At 61.5% G+C, this 19,333-nt stretch carries 19 protein-coding genes; 10 read left to right on the top strand and 9 right to left on the bottom strand.

From position 1 onward, the window contains the following. Positions 1-100: 100 nt before the first annotated feature. The 8 genes from AC0L16_RS00565 to AC0L16_RS00600 all read right to left on the bottom strand — a co-directional run bounded on the left by AC0L16_RS00565 (position 101) and on the right by AC0L16_RS00600 (position 9,072). A complete protein-coding gene (locus AC0L16_RS00565; protein ID WP_473618428.1) occupies positions 101-1,144 on the bottom strand; it encodes an NAD(P)-dependent alcohol dehydrogenase in 1,044 nt (347 codons plus the stop codon). A 38-nt stretch (positions 1,145-1,182) separates the two neighbouring features. Then, entirely contained in the window at positions 1,183-2,814 is a 1,632-nt protein-coding gene (gene groEL / locus AC0L16_RS00570) for a chaperonin GroEL (protein WP_473618429.1), read from the bottom strand. 77 nt (positions 2,815-2,891) lie between these two features. Then, positions 2,892-3,686: an iron-sulfur cluster assembly protein gene (locus AC0L16_RS00575; protein ID WP_473618430.1), complete on the bottom strand. Its 795-nt coding sequence runs from the start codon at positions 3,684-3,686 to the stop codon at positions 2,892-2,894. A 5-nt stretch (positions 3,687-3,691) separates the two neighbouring features. Beyond that, a complete protein-coding gene (locus AC0L16_RS00580; protein ID WP_473618431.1) occupies positions 3,692-4,714 on the bottom strand; it encodes an amidohydrolase family protein in 1,023 nt (340 codons plus the stop codon). Positions 4,715-4,787: 73 nt separating this feature from the next. After that, positions 4,788-5,159, bottom strand: a complete 372-nt coding sequence (locus AC0L16_RS00585) for an MmoB/DmpM family protein (protein WP_236388125.1) — start codon at positions 5,157-5,159, stop codon at positions 4,788-4,790. 18 nt (positions 5,160-5,177) lie between these two features. Further along, the gene (locus AC0L16_RS00590) at positions 5,178-6,236 is read right to left on the bottom strand and encodes an aromatic/alkene monooxygenase hydroxylase subunit beta (protein ID WP_473618432.1); all 1,059 of its coding nucleotides are present in this window, start codon (positions 6,234-6,236) and stop codon (positions 5,178-5,180) included. 50 nt (positions 6,237-6,286) lie between these two features. Then, complete coding sequence (locus tag AC0L16_RS00595) at positions 6,287-7,348, bottom strand: 2Fe-2S iron-sulfur cluster-binding protein (protein WP_473618433.1); 1,062 nt, start codon at positions 7,346-7,348, stop codon at positions 6,287-6,289. A 50-nt stretch (positions 7,349-7,398) separates the two neighbouring features. Next, complete coding sequence (locus AC0L16_RS00600) at positions 7,399-9,072, bottom strand: aromatic/alkene/methane monooxygenase hydroxylase/oxygenase subunit alpha (protein WP_376703428.1); 1,674 nt, start codon at positions 9,070-9,072, stop codon at positions 7,399-7,401. A 116-nt stretch (positions 9,073-9,188) separates the two neighbouring features. Here AC0L16_RS00600 and AC0L16_RS00605 point away from each other — a divergent pair, with 116 nt between their 5' ends. The 5 genes from AC0L16_RS00605 (at position 9,189) to AC0L16_RS00625 (ending at position 11,767) form a co-directional block, all read left to right on the top strand. Beyond that, complete coding sequence (locus AC0L16_RS00605; RefSeq protein ID WP_473618434.1) at positions 9,189-9,434, top strand: hypothetical protein; 246 nt, start codon at positions 9,189-9,191, stop codon at positions 9,432-9,434. A 194-nt stretch (positions 9,435-9,628) separates the two neighbouring features. Beyond that, positions 9,629-10,102 (top strand): hypothetical protein, encoded by a 474-nt coding sequence (locus AC0L16_RS00610; protein WP_473618435.1) that lies wholly within the window; start codon positions 9,629-9,631, stop codon positions 10,100-10,102. Further along, positions 10,099-10,419 carry a hypothetical protein gene (locus tag AC0L16_RS00615; protein WP_473618436.1) on the top strand — a complete coding sequence of 107 codons (321 nt, stop codon included), beginning with the start codon at positions 10,099-10,101 and terminating at the stop codon, positions 10,417-10,419. The genes AC0L16_RS00610 and AC0L16_RS00615 overlap by 4 nt, the downstream gene beginning before the upstream one ends. A 14-nt stretch (positions 10,420-10,433) precedes the next feature. Continuing rightward, positions 10,434-11,561, top strand: a complete 1,128-nt coding sequence (locus AC0L16_RS00620; protein ID WP_473618437.1) for a WD40 repeat domain-containing protein — start codon at positions 10,434-10,436, stop codon at positions 11,559-11,561. Positions 11,562-11,593: 32 nt separating this feature from the next. Then, on the top strand, positions 11,594-11,767 hold the full coding sequence (locus tag AC0L16_RS00625; protein ID WP_473618438.1) for a hypothetical protein: 174 nt from the start codon (positions 11,594-11,596) through the stop codon (positions 11,765-11,767). Between the two features lie 189 nt (positions 11,768-11,956). Here the strand turns inward: AC0L16_RS00625 and AC0L16_RS00630 are convergent, their stop codons facing one another. After that, positions 11,957-14,125 (bottom strand): amylo-alpha-1,6-glucosidase, encoded by a 2,169-nt coding sequence (locus AC0L16_RS00630; protein ID WP_473618439.1) that lies wholly within the window; start codon positions 14,123-14,125, stop codon positions 11,957-11,959. A 404-nt stretch (positions 14,126-14,529) separates the two neighbouring features. Here AC0L16_RS00630 and AC0L16_RS00635 point away from each other — a divergent pair, with 404 nt between their 5' ends. From AC0L16_RS00635 to AC0L16_RS00655, 5 genes are all read left to right on the top strand, one after another. Then, positions 14,530-15,285, top strand: coding sequence for an ABC transporter ATP-binding protein (locus tag AC0L16_RS00635; RefSeq protein WP_473618440.1), 756 nt, complete (start codon positions 14,530-14,532; stop codon positions 15,283-15,285). Then, the gene (locus tag AC0L16_RS00640; RefSeq protein ID WP_473618441.1) at positions 15,278-16,024 is read left to right on the top strand and encodes an ABC transporter ATP-binding protein; all 747 of its coding nucleotides are present in this window, start codon (positions 15,278-15,280) and stop codon (positions 16,022-16,024) included. The genes AC0L16_RS00635 and AC0L16_RS00640 overlap by 8 nt, the downstream gene beginning before the upstream one ends. Before the next feature lie 54 nt (positions 16,025-16,078). Next, positions 16,079-17,266 (top strand): ABC transporter substrate-binding protein, encoded by a 1,188-nt coding sequence (locus AC0L16_RS00645; RefSeq protein ID WP_473618760.1) that lies wholly within the window; start codon positions 16,079-16,081, stop codon positions 17,264-17,266. Between the two features lie 69 nt (positions 17,267-17,335). Continuing rightward, positions 17,336-18,223, top strand: a complete 888-nt coding sequence (locus AC0L16_RS00650) for a branched-chain amino acid ABC transporter permease (protein ID WP_473618442.1) — start codon at positions 17,336-17,338, stop codon at positions 18,221-18,223. A 59-nt stretch (positions 18,224-18,282) separates the two neighbouring features. Next, entirely contained in the window at positions 18,283-19,206 is a 924-nt protein-coding gene (locus AC0L16_RS00655; RefSeq protein WP_236388971.1) for a branched-chain amino acid ABC transporter permease, read from the top strand. Positions 19,207-19,333: the final 127 nt, after the last annotated feature.

Below are 19,333 nucleotides of genomic sequence, written 5' to 3' on the forward strand. Positions count from 1 at the left end.
GCCACCGGCGACGAAAGAGCCCCGTAGCATTCGCGCCACTCCCGCTAGATGATAGTGGTGACCGGGCCGCACCCGTCCGCGCGGCTCCGGTCCGGATAGGTCACGGCACGATAACGCCGCGGCCGGTGAACCGACGGTTCTTGAAATCGTCGAGCGCGGTGTTGATGCTGGCAAGGTTGTACTCGGTGTAGTGCATCTTCACCTTGCCGTCGGCGTTGAGCTCCATCAGTTCGACAAGCTCGGTGAAATTGCCGACCAGGCTGCCGCCGATGTTGATCTCCTCGATGACGAGATGGGCGGTCGGCACATTGATATTGCCGCCATAGCCGACGACGAACAGTTGCCCGCCCTTGCGCACCATCTTCCAGCAGATGTTCTCGACACCGAGTTCACCGACGAAATCGATGACCACATGGGCGCCGCCGCCAGTGATTTGGATGACCTCCTCGACGATGTTCGGCCCACCATCGAGGACGAAGTCCGCGCCGAGGTCCTTGGCCAGCACCTGTGCTGCCGGCTCGCGATCGACGGCGATGATGCGGCAGCCCGAGATCGCGTGCAGCGATTGCAGCGCGATGTGGCCGAGCCCGCCTATGCCGAGCAGCACACAATAGCTCCCTGGTCGCAGCAGTTTGGCGGCGCGCTTGGCGGCGCGATAAGCGGTGATGCCGGCGTCGGCAAGCGGCGCCACCTCGATCGGCGTGACGTTGGCGTTCAGCTTGATCAGCGAACGCTCGCTGGTGATGAAATACTCCGCGAAACCGCCATTCATGCCGAGGCCCGGAAATTGGCCGTTGTCGCAGTACATATCCTCGCCGTGGCGGCAGTTGAGGCAGATGCCACACGAGCGAAACGGGTGGCAGATCACCGCGTCACCGCGCTTGACCGACCTGACGCCGCTTCCGACCTCCTCGACCCAGCCTGCATTTTCATGGCCCATGATGTAAGGCAGCAGCGTGCCCTCTGGATCCATGGTCGGCTTCCACACACCCTCGATGATGTGGAGGTCGGTGCGGCAGAGGCCGGCGGCACCTACCCGCACGATGACCTCGTCGGGAGCGGTAATGGTCGGCGCCTTGACCTCCTCGACCCTGAGCTGGACGTTCATATGCGGGTCGTATTCGTACAGTCTGGCAGCTTTCATGGCTGTGTCCTTTCAACGTCGAGATTGTTCGGATTGCTTCAGGCGCGGCCGAGCTTTTCAGAGCCGCCACCGCGAGCCGGTCCGGCCGTCGGGTCCTCGTCCTCGGCGAGATGGCCGATCAGCGTTTCGGTGGTCAGGATCAGCGTCGCCACCGAAGCTGCGTTGGCGAGTGCTGTGTAGGTGACGCGGACCGGATCGATGATCCCTGCCTCGAACATGTTCTGGTAGCTGCCGGCAGACGCGTTGTAGCCGTAGCCGCCGTTGATGCGCGTGACTTCCGCCACGACTGCCTCGGGATCGGCGCCGGCATTGACGGCTATGCGCCAGAGCGGCCGCGACAGCACCGATCGCACCAGGCGCACGCCTTCGGCGACATCGCCGTCGACGCCTGCCGCCACCTTGTCGAGCAGCGGCGCGATCTGGGCAAGCGCCGAGCCACCTCCGGCGACCACGCCCTCTTCGGATGCGGCGCGTACCGCATTCAGCGAATCCTCGATGAGCTGAATGGTTCGCTTCTGCTCGACCGGCGTGACACCGCCGGCATAGAGAATCGCAGTGCCGCCAGAAAGCTTGGCCAGGCGCTCGCGCAGCTTGTCCTGATCGATATTCGGCGGCGAAGCTTCATACTGCCGCTGTACCTGAGCGCGACGCGACGCGATTGCCGCGTGATCGCCGCCGCCGCGGACGATCGAGGTGTAGGACGAACTGGTCTTGACCCGGTCGGCTGTTCCGAGATCGTCGGCGGTGATGTCCTCCAGCCGACCGCCGAGGTCGCGCGCGATCACCTTGCCGCCGGTGATGATCGCCAGATCCTCCATCATCGCCTTGCGCCAATGGCCATACTCCGGCGGATGGACGACGAGGTATTTTCCAGGTCCTTGCTTGCCGAGCAGCGTCACCACAACTTCCGGCGACATTTCCTCGGACACGATCAGCAGCGGCCGACCATCCTCGGCGGCGATGCGGCGAGCCGCATCCAGCGCCTCGGGCTCCTTGATCTTGAGATCGGTCATCAGGATGTACGGCCGTTCGAGAACAGCCTCCATCTTCTCCTGATCAGTCACCATGTGATGAGAGAGATAGCCGCGGTCGAAGGACATGCCCTCGACCACATCGAGCGTGGTCTCGGTGGTGACGCTGAAGTCCGTGGTGATGACGCCTTCGGCCCCCACCCGCTGGTGGGCTTCCGCAACTAGTGCGCCAAGCTTGGCATTGGTCGCCGCGATGTTGGCGACCGAGGCGAGAATGCCGTTGCCCTTAGCCGGCTTGGCCGAAGCCTTGAGCGCCGCCACCACCGCTGTCACGGCAAGGTCGATGCCCTTGCACAGATCGACGGATTTCACGCCGCGTTCATTCGCCTCCACACCGCCCTGGATGAGAGCGTTGGCGAGCACGATGGCAGTCGTGGTGCCGTCGCCGGCGACCTCGTTGGTTTGCATCGACACTTCGCGAACGACCTGCGCGCCCATGTTTTCGAAGCGGTCGTGCAGTTCGATCTCGGAGGCGATGCTGACGCCGTCGCGGGTCACCATCGGCGTGCCAATCGGCCGGTCGATCATGGCGTTCATGCCTTTGGGGCCGAGCGTCGGCTCGACGGCAGCGGCCAGCCGAAAGACGCCACGGGCGAGCGCGCGGCGGGCGTCGGAGTTGTGAAGCATTATTTTGGGCATGATTCCTCCTTCCGCCTTACGGGCGGGTTGTTGGTTAGGGGCCTCGTGCGAGGGAGGCCGTTGTTTTCGGCTCTACTTCAGGCAGTCGGCGCGGCTCGTGCCGGCACGCGATCCATGATGAAATCGACCAGTGTCGGTTCGCCGTCGACCACATCGAGTTCCTTGTATCTGGTCTGCTTGAGTCCACGGCACAGCGCGCCGTTGAACTCCATATTGACGCGCACACCGCGCAGTTCGGCGAGATGGGCGCCGAGTGCGGCAGTCGGTATGCGTTGTCCTTCCCAGGTCACGAAGACGGGATCATCCGCCCGGCGGTCGGGAAAACGCTCGATCAGAGCCGCCCGGTATCTCGGCTTCTGTTTGGCCGCTTCGCCCGCCTCGAGCCGCGCGACGTCGTATGCCGGCAGGTCCATGCCGAGGATTTCCCGATCCGTCAGACCGTGCTGCCGGAGGCCGCGCAAGACTGCCTCCTGGCGCCGCTTGAATGCCTTCATCATGAAGGTTTCGCGCAAGGCGCCGAGATCCTGATCCTCGGCAAGTTCAGCGAAAATATCGCCGAATGTCTTGCCGGCTGCCATGCCGCGATTGACCTCTTCCGCGAACATGTGGTCGTGCAGCTTGACGCGATGGGCCGGCGACCATGAGAGTTGGTCGAGCGCCTTGCGGACGCCGTCCAGCATCAGGAACGCGAAGTTGGGCGAGCACCAGTAGGTCGGCAGGCGGAAATCTATCTCCACGCTGCCATCGCTCGTAACCTCGGCCCGCTCGACAAAGCCCATCTCGGTAATAGGTTCGTCGAGTTCCGGGTCATTGACCTCGGTTAGCCGCCGCCAGACTTCTGCCTGGCGGCTTGGTATTCTGGCGGCGCCCATCGTGACTACTCCGCTGCGATGCTGAAGGGGGAGCCCGCGAGCGCCTTCTTCTTGGCATCGATATCGATGTCGTAAAGACGCGCGGCATTGAGGCCGAGGATCTTCTCCTTGATCTCGTCGGTGAGTTGCACTCCGCGTTCGGCAGCGATGTCGTCGGGGATCTGATAGGCCCAGAATTTCTCGACCAGCCAGCGCGGCGTCCAGATCGCGTAGTCGGAACCGAACAGGATTTTCTCCGGCCCGAGCCAGAACAGCAGTTCGGCGATGACTTCGCCGAAATAGCGCGGGCGGGAATGGATGAAGGGCAGCGCTACCGCAAGTCCACCGTAGACGTTGGTTTCCTGCGTCGCGATCCAGCAGAAATCGTCGAGGCGCGGCAGGCCGCAATGCTCGATGATCCAGTTGAGGCCCTGGAAATCCGTCGCCGCGTGATCGACGTCATGCACGTCGAACGCATCCTTGCTGAGCGGCAGGATCGTCGGGCCCTTGTGGACGTGGATGTTCCTGATGCCGAGCTTGTCGCAGAGTTCGAAGCATTTGTAGGCATCGGGATCGGTGAGCTTCCAGCCCTTTGAGGCGCCGTTCCATTCGGCCGTGTACATCTTCACGCCCTTGACGTCGTAGGTTTCCTTGAGGAAATGGATGTACTCAAGCGCCTTCTCACCGTCGCGCGGATCGAAGGCCCCATTGACGATGAAACGCTCGGGATAGAGCTTGGCCACCTCGGCGTTGCGCTCGATCGTGTTGAAGCCGTTCTTGTAGAAGTCCTTGAGATAGGTCGACTGGACGATCGCCACATCGTCGGGACCGTCGATGAACAGATCGCGATAGAGATCGTCGGCGCTGTACCTTTCGAACTTGCTTTTCTCCCACAGCTGGTCCTTGGGGCTGAGCCCGGTATGATAGGCGTAGAAGCAGTCGATGAACTGCTTACCGTGAATATTCTTCTGGTTCTCCGGGCTGCCGTCCCAGAAATGGGTGTGGCCGTCGACCACGAAAATATCCTTGCCTTCCGGTGTCCTAAACATTCTTTCCTCCGCAAGATGCGTGTTGATCGGTTCGGCGTGCCGCAATCAGGCGGCACGCCTGATTTTTTGCCGGCTATTCGATGTATTCGAACATCTCGTCCATGTTGCCGAACAGGATCACGGTGTTGTCGTCGATGCGCACCATCCGCCCGTAGTGGGTGGAGCTGTTGACCTCGAAGGTTTCCGCCGTCATCTCGCGGCCGAGATATTCGCTGATCTCGTCCATCTTGAAGATCAGCTTGCCGGTGCCATCGATGCGGATCATCGCCGGCTGGTAGGTGACGATTACGTTCGGCTTCAGGCCCATGAATTCGGCGATGGCCCTGGCTTCCACCGAGTCGTTCATGGTGACGCCGCACTGATGCGAAATCGTCTGTTCGAAGGTGATATCCTTCATCGACCTGAAGATGTTGGATTGCGATGCGTCGCGTGCTGCAGTTGACATGACGGTTTTCTCCCTGTGTCAGCGCTTGAGGCCAAGTTCGCCGAGTATCTGTCCAATCCGTTCCTCGGATTTGGCACGGACATCCGCAAAGGCGACCGGCTTTGAATGCGGCATCGACCAGATCGGCTGCAGGCCGGTGGCTGCCTTGTCGGCGAGCGCGCCGTGTTTCTCGACCCAGCCCTGGAAGCGCTTCTTGTTCGCCGCGCCGTGCTTCTCATCGTTGGCGAGCATGTGCATGAGGTCGATCGTGTTGGCGAGATTGCGCTCGTAGTCGGCCTCGGCTGCCGAGATCACCGCAGGCGTGATGAAATCATGGTTGGCGGCGGCGATCTGCATCAGGAAACCTGAGCGGAATGCTTCCCCGACCAGCGGTTCGAAGACGATGTTGATGGCGAAATACTGTTCGAGATAGTCGGTCGCGCCCATGATGGTTTCGACCGCCTCGCGGGTGGCTTGCCAGTTGTTGTCCTCGAGCCAGGCCTTCTTGCCGAGTTCGTCGTCCCAGCCGGGAAGGTCCATGCCGATCTCGGCAAGGTAGAGCGTGATGTCCTGCGCCAGCCGCAGCTTGTAGGACGAGTTGGTCAGCGTCGCGTTGTTGATCATCTGGGTGTAGCCGTAGCGCTGCGCCTGCATCAGCGAGGTGCCGAGCCCGAATTCGGCATGTTTCCAGGCGCCGAGTTGCGTCTGCAGAACCTTGACCCAGGCCTTGTCGAAGGTCTTCGGCGCTCCCGACTTGCGGGCATTGTTGATGACGCTCTGCACCATCGTCTCGATCTTCGACTGGCGCTGGTAGTGCGTGCGTTCCCACTCCTGATCAGGGGCGCGGAAGGCATGCCAGTTGGAACTCTGAGCCGCGGTGTTCTGCTTGACATAGGCGCCTTTGCCGTCGGCGAAGGAGATGATCCAGTCCTGGATCAGGTAGCGCTCCGGGTCAGGCTGTACGTCGACCGTCATGTCTTCGTAGTGCGTGGCGCGCTGGCCCTTCGGGTCGAAGTACCGGTACTTCCGGCTGTCGGAATCGGCAAAGATCGCCGCGCCGGCGGCTCCGGATCCGACTGAACTCGAGATGGCTGGCATAGTCTTCACTCCCTTGTTGCAGTTGTGGTTGCAGTTGCGTGGCCGTCCCCTCAGTGGGCCGGCGTAGCACCTGTCGATGTGGTGAACTTGTCGAAGAAGATCCGCTCCGTCTCGAACCCGTTCATGAATAGAACCGGCTGGAGCGCATCAATCATCGGTGGCGGGCCACAGGCATGGACATCGCCCTGCCCGTCGACCGCAAGTTGCTTGAGCTTGGCGTCGACACTCTGGTGTACGAAACCGCGTTCGCCTTGCCATTCGGCGTCATCAGTCGCGTGCGACAGCACGGGAATGAAGGTGACATCCGAATGCTGGCCGATCAGCTCGGCGATCCTGTCGAGATAGAACAGGTCGTTGCGGGTCCTGGCACCGTAGAAGAAGTAGACCGGACGTTTCTCGCCGCTCTTCAGATGGTCGTTGAGGATCGACCAGATCGGTGACATGCCCGATCCGGCGCCGACCAGGATCAGGGGTCCTTGCCGTTCGTCCCGGCGGAAACAGGTTCCGTAGGGTCCGACGACGGTGACCTGTGCTCCGACCTTGATTCCTCCGGAATCGAGTTCTCCGGAGAACTTTCCCTCAGGGTATTTTTTGATGATGAAGCAGAGTTTTTCGGTTTGGTCCGGCGTATTTGCCATGGAGAACGAGCGCGTAATCGTCTCCCCTTTTTCCGTGGTAACCGTGATGTCGACATATTGCCCCGCCCAGAACTTTATCGGCGAGCCGAGTTCGATCTCGATGCCGCGAATGTCGTGGGTCAGGTGCTCGATCAGAGCAATCCGGCCGTTGAACGTCTTCACGGCGATCGCTTTCGCCAAAATCTCCTCGTCGTAGTTGAGAAGCTCGACTTCCAGATCGGAGTAGGCGATGCAGCGGCACAAAAGGACGTGGCCGCTCTCCTTCTCCATGTCGTTCAGCGCGAAGGTCGAGTATTTCAGCATGTCGACTTCGCCTTCGAGCAACACGCTCTTGCAGGCCGAGCATTGCCCTTCCTTGCAGCCGTGCGGCAGGGCGATGCCCTGGCGGAAAGCGGCGTTGAGCACCGTTTCGCCATGCTCGACGTCGAATTCGACGTCGACCGGGCTGAGCCTGACCGTGTGGGTTTCCGACATACGGACCTCCAGTAAGAGAAGGGGCGGGACGAACCCGCCCCTTGGCCTGATCAGTTGCAGGGATTGATCGTGAAGCCGGCCCGGTATTCCGCCAGGTGCTTCTCACGGTCCGCGGGCGACATGGCACGCAGCGCGTTGAGCGGAGATCCGAGCTTGTTGCCTCGCACGTCGTCCAGCGTCCACATCTCCTTGTCGTCGAAGCGCATATGCGGCTGCGGTACGAGCGTCTTGCCGTCGGAACGGACGAAGTTCAGGTCCTTGATCGCATCGGCCAGATCCCAGCCGTCATAGAGCGTCTCCCACTCGCGCTTGCCGCTGAAGCGGCCCATCGCGGGCGTCGGCCGGCCCTGATACTCGTCGGCGAACGCCACGGTGGCAGTCCACTTGTCGAGTTCGTGGGCAAAGGTGTGCAGTTGGCCGTCGATCTCGCCGACAACCATATCCTCACGGATCAGGCAGGGAACGAGGCAGGACCAGCAGCGGTGCGGATAGACGTAACCGACGTCGCTGTTGAACAGCAGCACCTTCTCGCCCTTGTGGCTGAGCTTGGCGTACCATTTCCAGAAGTCGCCGAATTCGGCGTACCAGCCCGGATATTTGTGCTCGAACCACTCGAAGTCCTTGTCGGTCTGGGCTTCGATGCGCCAGAAATTGACCGGCCAGCCGACCGCGAAGAACTGCCCGACCTTGTGGACGTAGTTCTTCTTGGTGATGCGTTCCCAGGCCGCCTGGACGTCGTCATGATGGACCTTGATGCCGTATTTCTCAAGCGGCAGCATGTAGGTGCGGTAGTAATCCTCGTAGATCCAGCGGTGCCACATTTCCGCGTAGGACTCCTTGTTCTTGTCGCGGTTGGTGGTGCCGTATTCGATGAAGGTGCCTATGGCCGCATCGACGATCGCGTGGTTCTGCCAGAAGGCGTAGCGCAGGTCGCGCTCGAGCAAGAGGTGATTCTCCGGCTCCTTGAGCGCCGCCATCAGCAGCGAATGGCCATTGCCGATATGCCGGCTCTCGTCGGACTGCACCGACAGGAAGACGGTCGGCAGCGCATAGTCGCCGTTGCGGGCGGCTTCCGATGGCATGGCGACGAACAGCGTGTTGGTGAAGGCGGTTTCGGCGACCACGGTCAGGTACATGCAGGCGGCAGTCATGGTGTCGCCGGTGATGAAGCCTTCCGCGAACTGCCGGCCGATGGTCGTGGCGTAGCATTTTCCGAAGGCTTCCTCGGTAATGTCGAAGCCGGCCGGATCGATGTAGTTCTCCATGTACCATTTCTTCAGGTTCATCTGGATCGTCGAGTGCCGGAACTCGTCGATCATCTGCATCGTGAAGCCGGTCCTGAGTTCCTCGCCAGGAGCGATACGGGCGACCATCGCCATCGAGCGGGCAGCGGAGATTTCCGGGAAGGGAATGATGGCCAGGAAGAGCTTCATCCATTCGACCCAGCGCGGCTCGACGTTGCGGAACATGTCACCCCGCAACGCCGCATCGAGCGCGCCATAGACGCGGTTGTCCTTCTCTTCCTGCATCGGGAAATAGGACCGCAGGACCTGCTTCATCGGGTCGCGCGGCGTCTTGTTGATCTTGTAGTCCGTCGGAAACGTCATCGCCTCCTGGACGTAGGAAGGATTCCAGCCGAGATCGGCAATCTTCTTGGTTGCCTCGCCGACGGAGATTCCGCGTTGCGAGGTAATCTTGTTGAGCGTCAGAGACGTCATGGTCATAAGCCTCCACCAGGTTTGAGCCGCAGGTCCCTTGACCCCCGGCATGAAGCGGCGCACAGCGCCGCAAGTGAGAGTGCGAACGGCACGACAAAGGGTTGCGCGTTCAGGCGCGACTCATGGTCCTGCCATTCAAGTGGATCGCGGCAAAGGTTTTGGAGGCGTCTGGCAGGGACCGCGGCGCCAACCGCGTATGCGATGGGCGTATCGAAGCGGCCAGCTTCCTCCGTTCCTTCGTTCTTTTGGCACCGCGTCAAATCGCGATGGGCTTCTTGTGGGAATGTACAAAGCAAGCGCCGTGCCAATTTGAAAACAGCACCCATGGCTGGCGCTCAAAACAAAATCGCCGCTCTTTCGGCATATGAGCTGATGGCCAACTGTAACGTTCTTTTACAGTTGTAACGTACGCCTGTAATATTTCGCGCCTATTCGCAATTGCAACATATTTAGTTAGCAAGCGCAGCAAGTACAAAAACGAAGATCATCTATTCAATTCTTCGTCTTTCTCCACTATTTGGGGGCGACGGCCCATGAACGGGTGTCACGCTGGAGAGAAACCATGCCAAACGATAAAGACCGCCGGGGGCCGCACGAGCCGATGTCCAGCCAGGCAGAAGGCGTCACCGGCGATCTTGTCAGGCTGATGCCGCGCGATCTGGTCTTTGTCATGCGCTTCATGGGCGAGAGCCAACACCGCCTGCAGAGCCACTTCCAGGACTTCATCCAAGCCGAGCTTGCCGCCGGCGGCGTCACCACGGAAACCCATCCGATGATCCATCTGTTCATCGAGAACCATGCGATCCTGTTGCGCGACTTCGTGTTTTCCGGCGTTTCGCTGTCGCGGCAGTTCCGCGTCGACGAGATCGAGCGCCTCACCGGCGATACGACATCGATGATCCGCGTCGACATCTGGGATCAGCTCAAGAGCCACATCGAAACGGCCGAAAAACAGTTCCAGTCGCAGGCCGGCACGTTGCCAAAATTGCTGTCGGCTTTCGAAAAACCGCCCGGATCTTTGGGGAACGAAAAATGACAGGAGGCCCCAATACTGCCAAGCGTGACACGTTGCTCGCCCGCCGGCTCGATCTTGTCGCCAACGTCTCCGCGCTGACTGCCGAGGCGTTGCGGCTCGATCAGAAACGCGCCGGTATCGAGATGGATGTGCTGCGCCTGGAACTCGAAATCGGCAGGAGCGGCGCCAGCGCGCAACTGGTGCAGGATTTGCATGAGGCGGAGGAGAGAGCCGCGGCGGTCATGCAGGAAGGCGCGAGGTGCGAGCAACGCATCGCCGCCGCGGAGGGTGAGGTCGACGACGTCGACCGCAGCCTCGCGGCGACGGATGGAAACTGACGAAGGGAATGGTCATGAACCAGCACGCGATACAGAACCTGACCTTGTTCGACCTGCTGGCGCGAAGCTGGCGTCGCCCGTCGGCGATCGCCGACCTGCGCTTTAGCGCCGATGGCTCGAGTGTCGCCTTCACCTGCGTAGATGGAACGGTCGCAATAGCTGCGGTCGCGGACCAGGAGCCGCCTGAGTCGCGTATCAGGATGAGCGGCGATCTCGGCCAGACGACGATCCGCCCGCGGGAGAAGCCACCGGCACCATTGATCGCCACCGCTGCGTTTGGGGATGGAGACGTCCCGGTGGCCAGCTACCATCAATCCGGCTTCCTCTTGGGAACGGGGGCTGGCGAAGTGGTGCATCTGGCTGCGGACGGCAATGTGATGGAGACGCTGGTCAAGATCGACGGGCCGGTCGTCGCCGTCGACCACAACCCCCGGACGGCCATAACAGCTGTCAGCAACCGGCAGGATATTTTCCTGTCGCGCGGCGGAGGCGACGCATTGAGGTTGCAGCAAGGCACGACATCGTCCAGGGAAGCGATTGCCTTCTCGCCGGACGGACGGCGCCTCGCATGCGGTCTTGATGATGGACTGTCGATCTGGGCGCTGGAAGACGGCGCTACCCCGGTGCGCTATATTCCCTTTTCGGCGGGTCCGGTGTCGATCCGCTGGAGTGGCGACGGCACTTGGCTGGCCTGCGGACTCGAAACCGGAGGCTTTGCTTTGGTCAGCGTGACCGATGGCCGAGTTGACATCGTCGAAGGATTTCCATCGCCGGTCCGGACCGTGTGCTGGAGTCTGCCGGAGAATGCGCTGTTTGCGTCGGGCGCGTTCCGGATCGCCGGCTGGTCGATGACCGCTCCGCCACTTGACGGCGACATCTCGGGCGCGCTGGAGACCGGCCGCGCCGGGCTGGTGCCGGTCGAGACAGTGGCTGCGCACCCGGAGAAAAAACTGATTGCGGCCGGCTATGCCAACGGCCGAATCACCATCGCCCAGATCGGCGCGCGAGACGAACTCCTCCTCAGGCCGCTGGGCAGCGCGGTGACCGCGCTTGCGTGGTCCGGCGACGGACGCCACCTGGCAGTGGGCGCAGTCGACGGCACCGCAGCGATCGTCACCTTTCCCGCACAGATGTTCAAATAGCAAAGGCAGGCCGCATGCAAAAGGAGCACAAAATGCAAACCGAACCCACCCCCGAGGACGAGAGCAAGGACGAATTCTTCAAACGGCTCGCCAAGCTGTCGGAAGAAATGGTGGCCAAACACGGCAAGGATTTCAGTATGGGCGCATTGGTGCTTGCCGCCCGCTGGATTGCCGAAAACCGCGTCGGCCAGTTGAAGACCAACTAAACTCACGACCAATCAATTGCGCTCGAAAGCCATAGCTCCGAACGAGCTGCAGGCGGATTCGCAGTACAGGTTTTGCACTGCGCTGGCTGTGTATGCCATGCCTTCGGATTGCGACTTACCCTGGATCGAGGGCTCATGCAGGCGCGACTCAATCCAGCGCTCGCAGGTGCCGCACGGGAGCCGGCTGCGCTAAGAGCGCACCACCAGAGGCACCAGACCTTCATGACGATGGTCGAGATAGCACGCAACACGGTCGCCAATGCGCTCGAAGATGAGATCGACTTTCGCCTCGCCAATGGCCAGGTGGCGGATAACGATGTTGTCGATGCCGATAGGCAGCCGCGGGCGTTCCACAGTGATCTCGCGTTTCCAGCCGTCAACCCGAATGCCCAGGCAAGCCTGCAGCATCATGAAAGCGGAGCCAGCCGACCAGGCCTGCGGCAGACAGGCGACCGGGTAGGCCACCGGTGAATCGCTGGCCGCACGCGTAAAGCCGCAGAACAGCTCTGGCAGCCGCATGTTGAAGCGGACCGCCGCCTCGAACATACCGCTCATCAGCTTCACGACGCTGTCGCGTTCGTGATAGCGGGCGAGCCCGGAGGCGCAGAGCGCGGTGTCGTGCGGCCAGATCGAGCCATTATGATAGGACATCGGGTTGAATGGGATCTCGTCGTCGGCCAGTGTGCGAACGCCCCAACCGCTATGAAGATGAGCAGAGAGCAGCTGGCTGGCAAGTGCCTGCGCTCGTGCCGCCGACGGCAGCCCGACATAAAGCAGGTGACCGGCATTGGAGGTGCGAACCGCGCATTGCTTACCTTCTCCGTCGATCGCCAAAGCATAGAAATCGCGGTCCGGCATCCAGAAATGCGTCTCGACCGCCTGACGGATCCTCTCTGCCAGGGCGCTCCAGTGCGCCGCCTTGGCGTCGTCGCCGCGCCTGGCGGCCAGCGCCGCCATCCCCTGATATGCGGCGAAGGCATAACCTTGCACCTCGACCAATGCGATCGGCCCTTTGGGGATGGTGCCGTCGGCATGGAAGACGGCATCGGAACTGTCCTTCCAGCCTTGGTTGAACAGCCCCGTGTCGGCCGCCCTGTTGTAGGTTACAAAGCCTTCCCCGTTGCGGGCTCCGACCTCTTCCATCCAGGCAGTGGCAGCGCCCAGCGAGTCCCACATGCGATCGACGAACGCCTCGTCTCCGGTGCGTTCGGCGTAGGACGAAGCCAGATAGACATAGAGTGGCGTGGTGTCGACGCCGCCATAGTAGCGGCCGAACGGCAGCTCGCGCAGCACGGCCATTTCTCCCTTGCGGGTTTCATGCATGATTTTGCCAGGTTCGGCATCATCAAACACAGAGGTGTCGGTCGACTGATAGTGGGCAAGATAGGCCAGTACCCCACGGGCAAGCTCGGGATTGAGCCAGAGCATCTGCAAGGCGGAAATGACGCCATCGCGGCCGAAAGCCGTCGAAAACCACGGGATGCCGGCATATGGGTATGGCCCCGTCTCCAGATCCGTCGTCAGCAGCGCGATGTCGGCGCGCGTGCGTGTGAGCCAGTCATTGAACACGCGGCCGGAGCTGAACACGGTGGCGCCCTGCCGGCGCTTTGAGCGCATGGCAAAGCGGGCGCGCGCGGCGGCCGCGCGGAAGCGATCACTGGAGGGGACAGCTTCGCTGTGACCGACCTCCAGGTACAGTGCCCTGCTGTCATGCCTTGCCACGAGAATGAGGAAATCGGCGTGGTTGGGATGCAACTGATCGGGCTTGAACGAGAATGCGATGACCGATTGACGGGCCACATTGTCGAGGCCTTCATATCGGAAGGTTACGCTCGCCGCGCCGACCAGCGCGTCATGGGCGCGACCACGGCGGCTGCGTGTGGTGCCGCGCACCTCGAACATGTCACGGAAATCGGCGTCGAAATCGAGCCGAACCGGCAGGACCACCTCGCGCGCGGAGTAGTTGGTGAAGGTGATGCGCTCGAACATGCGGTCCTGCCAGATGAACCGCGTCCGGTCGATGTGGACGACGCCCGGCAAGGCTTCGCTGCCATTCGGCCCGATCGTGGCCAGGTTGGTGAGATTGGCGGTGAACAGGATATTGTCCTGCGACAGCGAGGCGCCGAGCAGCGACGGCATCCGGCCGCCGATGAACAGGCGGAAGCGCGACAAAACACGCGTGTCGTCACGGAAAAGCCCGTCGCCGGTGCCGCGTATGTCGCCGTAGCTGTCTGAGACGACGAAGCAGTCCTCGTGCTTCAGCGCAAATTGCCGATGCGGCTCGCGCGGCGCCGTCTCGTCGATCGCCGGGAGCGCCACGGCTGGATCAAGCCTGCGGTCTTCCAGTTGAGTGGTCATGGTCAACCTCTCCTGTTCAGAAGCGGCCAAGTGGCTCAGGCGCTGATCCCTGCCGGCTAAAGCCAGGCAGCCGAACCATCTCCCTGCTCCGTTAGCTAGATATAGTCATTATTGCGGTGTTTTTAGCGCGCCTGTTTCGAGAGCCAAGTGCTTTCGTTATGCCCTCCGAGAGCGAACGATAGATCGCCAAGCAGTCGCTGCACATGCGCTCGACCGTGAACCGCTCTTCAAAAGTTTGTCGAACCGACGCATCTGAAAAATTGCAGCCTTGACGCGATGTGCATTAGGTCGTTTGTTGCGGGGCGGGAAAGCCACGGGAGGTACCATGGACGTCACCCTGGGGGCGGGCAGCCTCGCAGCCGTTTCCACGTTTTCACGCCGATGATGGGCGAAGGCTTTCGCGCATGAGTTCCGGAGCGATCCTCGAAGCAACGGGATTAACTAAAGAATTCAAGGGTTTCGTCGCTGTCAGTGGCGTCAACCTGACGGTCGAGCGAGGATCGATCCACGCGCTCATCGGCCCCAACGGCGCAGGCAAGACGACCCTCTTCAACTTGCTGACTAAATTCCTGCAGCCGACGCGCGGCGCGATCCGCTATCAGGGCCGGGACATCACCAGGATGCAGCCGGCCGATATCGCGCGGCTGGGCCTTGTGCGCTCCTTCCAGATATCGGCGGTGTTTCCGCACATGACGGCGCTCGAGAACGTCCGCATCGCGCTGCAACGCCGGCGCGGCGACAGTTTCGATTTCTGGCGCTCCGAGAAAGTGCTCTCCAAGTTCAACAGCGAGGCTGCGACTCTTCTCGCCGACGTCGGCTTGACCGAGTTTTCGGATACCCGCGCCAGCGACCTGCCCTACGGCCGCAAGCGCGCGCTTGAGATCGCGACGACGCTGGCGTTGAACCCTGAAATGCTGCTTCTCGACGAGCCCATGGCCGGCATGGCGCAAGAAGACATCGAGCGCATCTCGGCCCTGATCCGGCGCATCTCCAAAAACCGCACCATTTTGATGGTTGAGCACAACCTGTCGGTCGTCGCCTCGCTGTCGAACCGCATCACCGTGCTCGCGCGCGGCAAAGTCCTCGCCGAAGGCGACTATGCTGCGGTTTCCAAGGATCCGCGTGTTATCGAAGCCTATATCGGGGCCGGACATGTCTGAAGTTGAACTTGCAAGCAGGCCGGCTGCTGGCCCCTCGACGAGACCCCTGCTTCGCGTCGATGGCCTGCAGGGCTGGTACGGCGAGAGCCATGTGCTTCACGGCGTGAGTTTCGAGGTTGGCGAAGGTGAAGTGGTGACGCTGCTCGGCCGCAATGGCGCCGGCAAGACGACGACGCTGAAGGCGATCATGGGAATTCTTTCCAGGCGCTCGGGCTCGGTCACGTATGACGGTCGGGAGACGATCAAGCTGCCGTCGCGGTTGATCGCAAAGATGGGCATCGCCTACTGCCCCGATGAGCGGGCGATCTTTTCCAGCCTCTCTGTCGAGGAGAATTTGATGCTGCCGCCGCAGGTGCGCCCTGGTGGGCTCACCGTCGAGCAGATTTTCGAGCTCTTCCCGAACCTGAAGGAACGGCTTTCAAGCCAAGGCACCAAGCTATCGGGCGGCGAACAGCAGATGCTCGCCATCGGCCGGATCTTGCGGACGGGCGCCAAGCTCTTGCTGCTCGATGAGCCGACCGAAGGGCTCGCGCCGGTCATCGTGCAGCAGATCGGCCGCACCATTGCCCGGCTCAAGGACGAAGGATTCACGATCGTGCTCGTCGAACAGAATTTTCATTTCGCCGCGTTGGTCGCGGACCGTCACTATGTGGTGGAACAGGGGCGTGTGATCGACACCATCCCCAACCGCGAACTCGACGCCAACATAGACAAGCTGCACGCCTATCTCGGTGTCTAGACAATCATCAACGGCGCGTTGCGCCGCAATTGGAGGGAAATAGCGATGAGAAAAATGGGATTTGTCCTGGCTTCAACGGCGAGCCTGCTGATGGCCGGCGCGGCCTATGCCACAGATGTCAAGATCGGCGTTCTGAATGATCGTTCCGGCATCTATGCAGACATCGCTGGCGAAGGCTCGGTCATCGCGGCCCAGATGGCGGTCGAAGACTTCAAGGCGACGGACAAGGGCATCAATGTGTCGATCGTCTCCGCCGACCACCAGAACAAGCCGGACGTCGGCTCGAACATCGCCCGCCAGTGGTACGACACCGAAAATGTCGATGTAATCGCCGACGTGCCAACCTCGTCGGTGGCGCTCGCCGTCAACGAGATCACCAAGGAGAAGAACAAGATCTTCCTTGCCTCGGGTCCGGCCTCGTCCGACCTCACCGGCAAAGCCTGTTCGCCCAACACCGTCCACTGGACGTACGACACCTGGGCGCTTGCCAACGGCACGGGCTCGGCGATGGTCGCACAGGGCGGCGACAGCTGGTTCTTCGTCACAGCGGACTACGCCTTCGGCCACGCGCTCGAGCGCGATACGTCGGCGGTCGTCGAAGCATCGGGCGGCAAGGTTCTCGGCGCCGTGCGTCATCCTTTCCCCGGCCAGGATTTTTCGTCCTTCCTGCTGCAGGCGCAAGGGTCTGGCGCCAAGGTCGTCGGCCTCGCCAATGCCGGCGGCGACACGATCAATGCGGTCAAGCAGGCGTCGGAATTTGGCATCACGCAAGGCGGCCAATCGCTCGCCGCCCTGCTGATGTTCATCAACGACGTGCATGCGCTTAGCCTCGAAGTGGCGCAGGGCCTCGTGCTCACCGGCGCGTTCTACTGGGACAAGAACGATCAAACGCGTGAATTCTCTGCCCGCTTCCAGGAGCGGAATGCCGGACAAAAGCCTTCGATGATCGAGGCCGGAGTCTACGCTTCGGTCCTGCATTACCTTAAAGCCGTCGAGGCAGTCGGCGACAAGGACGCGGCCAAGGTGATGGCCAAAATGAAGGAAATGCCGACCGATGATCCGCTGTTCGGCAAGGGCACGATCCGCGCCGACGGGCGCAAGCTGCACGACATGTATCTGTTCCGCGTCAAGAAGCCGGACCAATCGAAGGGGCCATGGGACTATTTCGAGACCGTGGCCACCATTCCGGCCGACAAGGCGTTCCGCCCGCTCGCCGACGGCGGCTGTCCGCTCGTCAAGTAAGCGAGCCTCGCCAACGACGCGCCGAACAGTTCGGCGCGTCGTTTCGTCGACAAGTCTGCTGGAGCGACCATGTTCGAACTGCTTGGAATTCCGCCACAGGTCCTGTTCGGGCAATTGCTGCTCGGGCTGATCAATGGGTCCTTCTATGCGGTTCTGAGCCTCGGCTTGGCGGTCATCTTCGGTCTCCTGAACATCATCAATTTCACGCATGGCGCGCAGTACATGCTGGGCGCCTTCGGCGCCTGGATGCTGCTCAACTATCTCGGCGTCGGTTACTGGTGGGCTGTGTTCATCGTCCCGCCGATCGTCGGCGTCACCGGCATCGTGCTTGAGCGCGTCCTGATCCGACGGCTCCATCACCTCGACCATCTCTACGGGCTGCTTCTCACTTTCGGCCTGGCGCTGATCATCGTCGGCTTCTTCCGCCAGTTTTTCGGCGTATCCGGCCTGCCGTACCCGCCGCCGCCCCTTCTGACCGGCGGCTACAATCTCGGCTTCATGTACCTGCCCAATTCGCGGGCCTGGGTAATTGCGGCTTCCCTCATCGTGTGCCTCGCGACCTGGTTCATCATCGAAAAGACCCGGCTTGGCGCCTATCTCAGGGCTGCGACCGAGAACCCTACCATGGTCGGCGCGTTCGGCATCAACGTGCCGCTGCTGGTCACGCTCACCTATGGGTTCGGCGTCGCACTCGCGGGTTTCGCCGGCGTGCTCGCCGCGCCGATATACGCAGTCAATCCGAACATGGGGGCAGACCTGATCATTGTCGTCTTCGCCGTCGTCGTCATCGGCGGCATGGGCTCGATCCTGGGCTCGATCCTCACCGGCTTCGGGCTCGGGCTGATCGAGGGGCTGACCCGCGTGTTCTATCCGGAAGGCTCGGCCGTGGTGATCTTTGTCATCATGGCGCTCGTGCTGCTCGTCAAACCCGCGGGTCTGTTTGGACGGAGTGTGTGATGACAACCGATACCAACCCGATCGCCATGACGGCCATAACGTCGGTCGGCGCCGCGGGCATGCCCCGTCATCACCTTGCGATCTTCGCCGCGCTCTTCGTCTTCCTCATCGCCGCGCCATTTCTGCTCTATCCGATCTTTGTCATGAAGGTGCTATGCTTCGCGCTGTTTGCCTGCGCCTTCAACCTGTTGCTCGGCTTTGGCGGTCTCCTGTCCTTCGGCCACGCAGCCTATTTCGGCATGGCGAGCTACGTCTCGGCCCATGCCGCAAAGGTGTGGGGCCTGACGCCTGAACTTGCCATTATCGCGGGCACGCTGGTGGCAGCCGTGCTCGGTCTCGCCATCGGCTCCCTCGCCATTCGCCGCCACGGCATCTATTTCGCCATGGTGACGCTGGCTTTTGCGCAGATGATCTATTTCTTCTCGCTGCAGGCGGCGTTTACCGGCGGCGAGGACGGCATCCAGGCCGTACCGCGCGGCCATCTGTTCGGGCTGATCGACCTGCGTTCGAGCGAAGTTCTCTATTTCTTCGTGCTCGCCATCTTCTTCGCCGGCATATTGCTGATCTATCGGATCATCCATTCGCCGTTTGGACAGGTGTTGAAGGCGATCCGCGAGAATGAGCCCCGCGCGATCTCGCTGGGCTATCGGGTCAACCGCTACAAGCTCGCCGTATTCGTGCTGTCGGCCACGCTCGCCGGCGTCGCCGGCGCAACCAAGGCCATCGTGTTCCAGTTGGCGTCGCTTACCGACGTCTACTGGACGATGTCCGGCGAAGTCGTGCTGATGACGCTGTTGGGCGGCATGGGCACGGTGTTCGGACCGATCGTCGGCGCAGCAGTCATCGTCACGATGCAGAACTACCTCGCGACATTCGGCGACTGGGTCACGATCGGCCAGGGCATCATCTTCGTTGTCGCGGTGCTGTCGTTCCGGGAAGGCATCGTTGGCGTCCTGGCAAAATGGATCCGAAAACCGCTCTGACCGGGTCGTGAAACCTAAATTTCGGATGATCCGCCGTCGACATCGAGAGGTCGACCCACAAAAGACGTTTGAGCGTCAGGTTCGACCAAGTGGGGCCGCAACGGACACGGGCGCACAGCGTGGTCAG

The sequence above is a fragment of the Mesorhizobium sp. WSM4848 genome, from assembly GCF_055811375.1.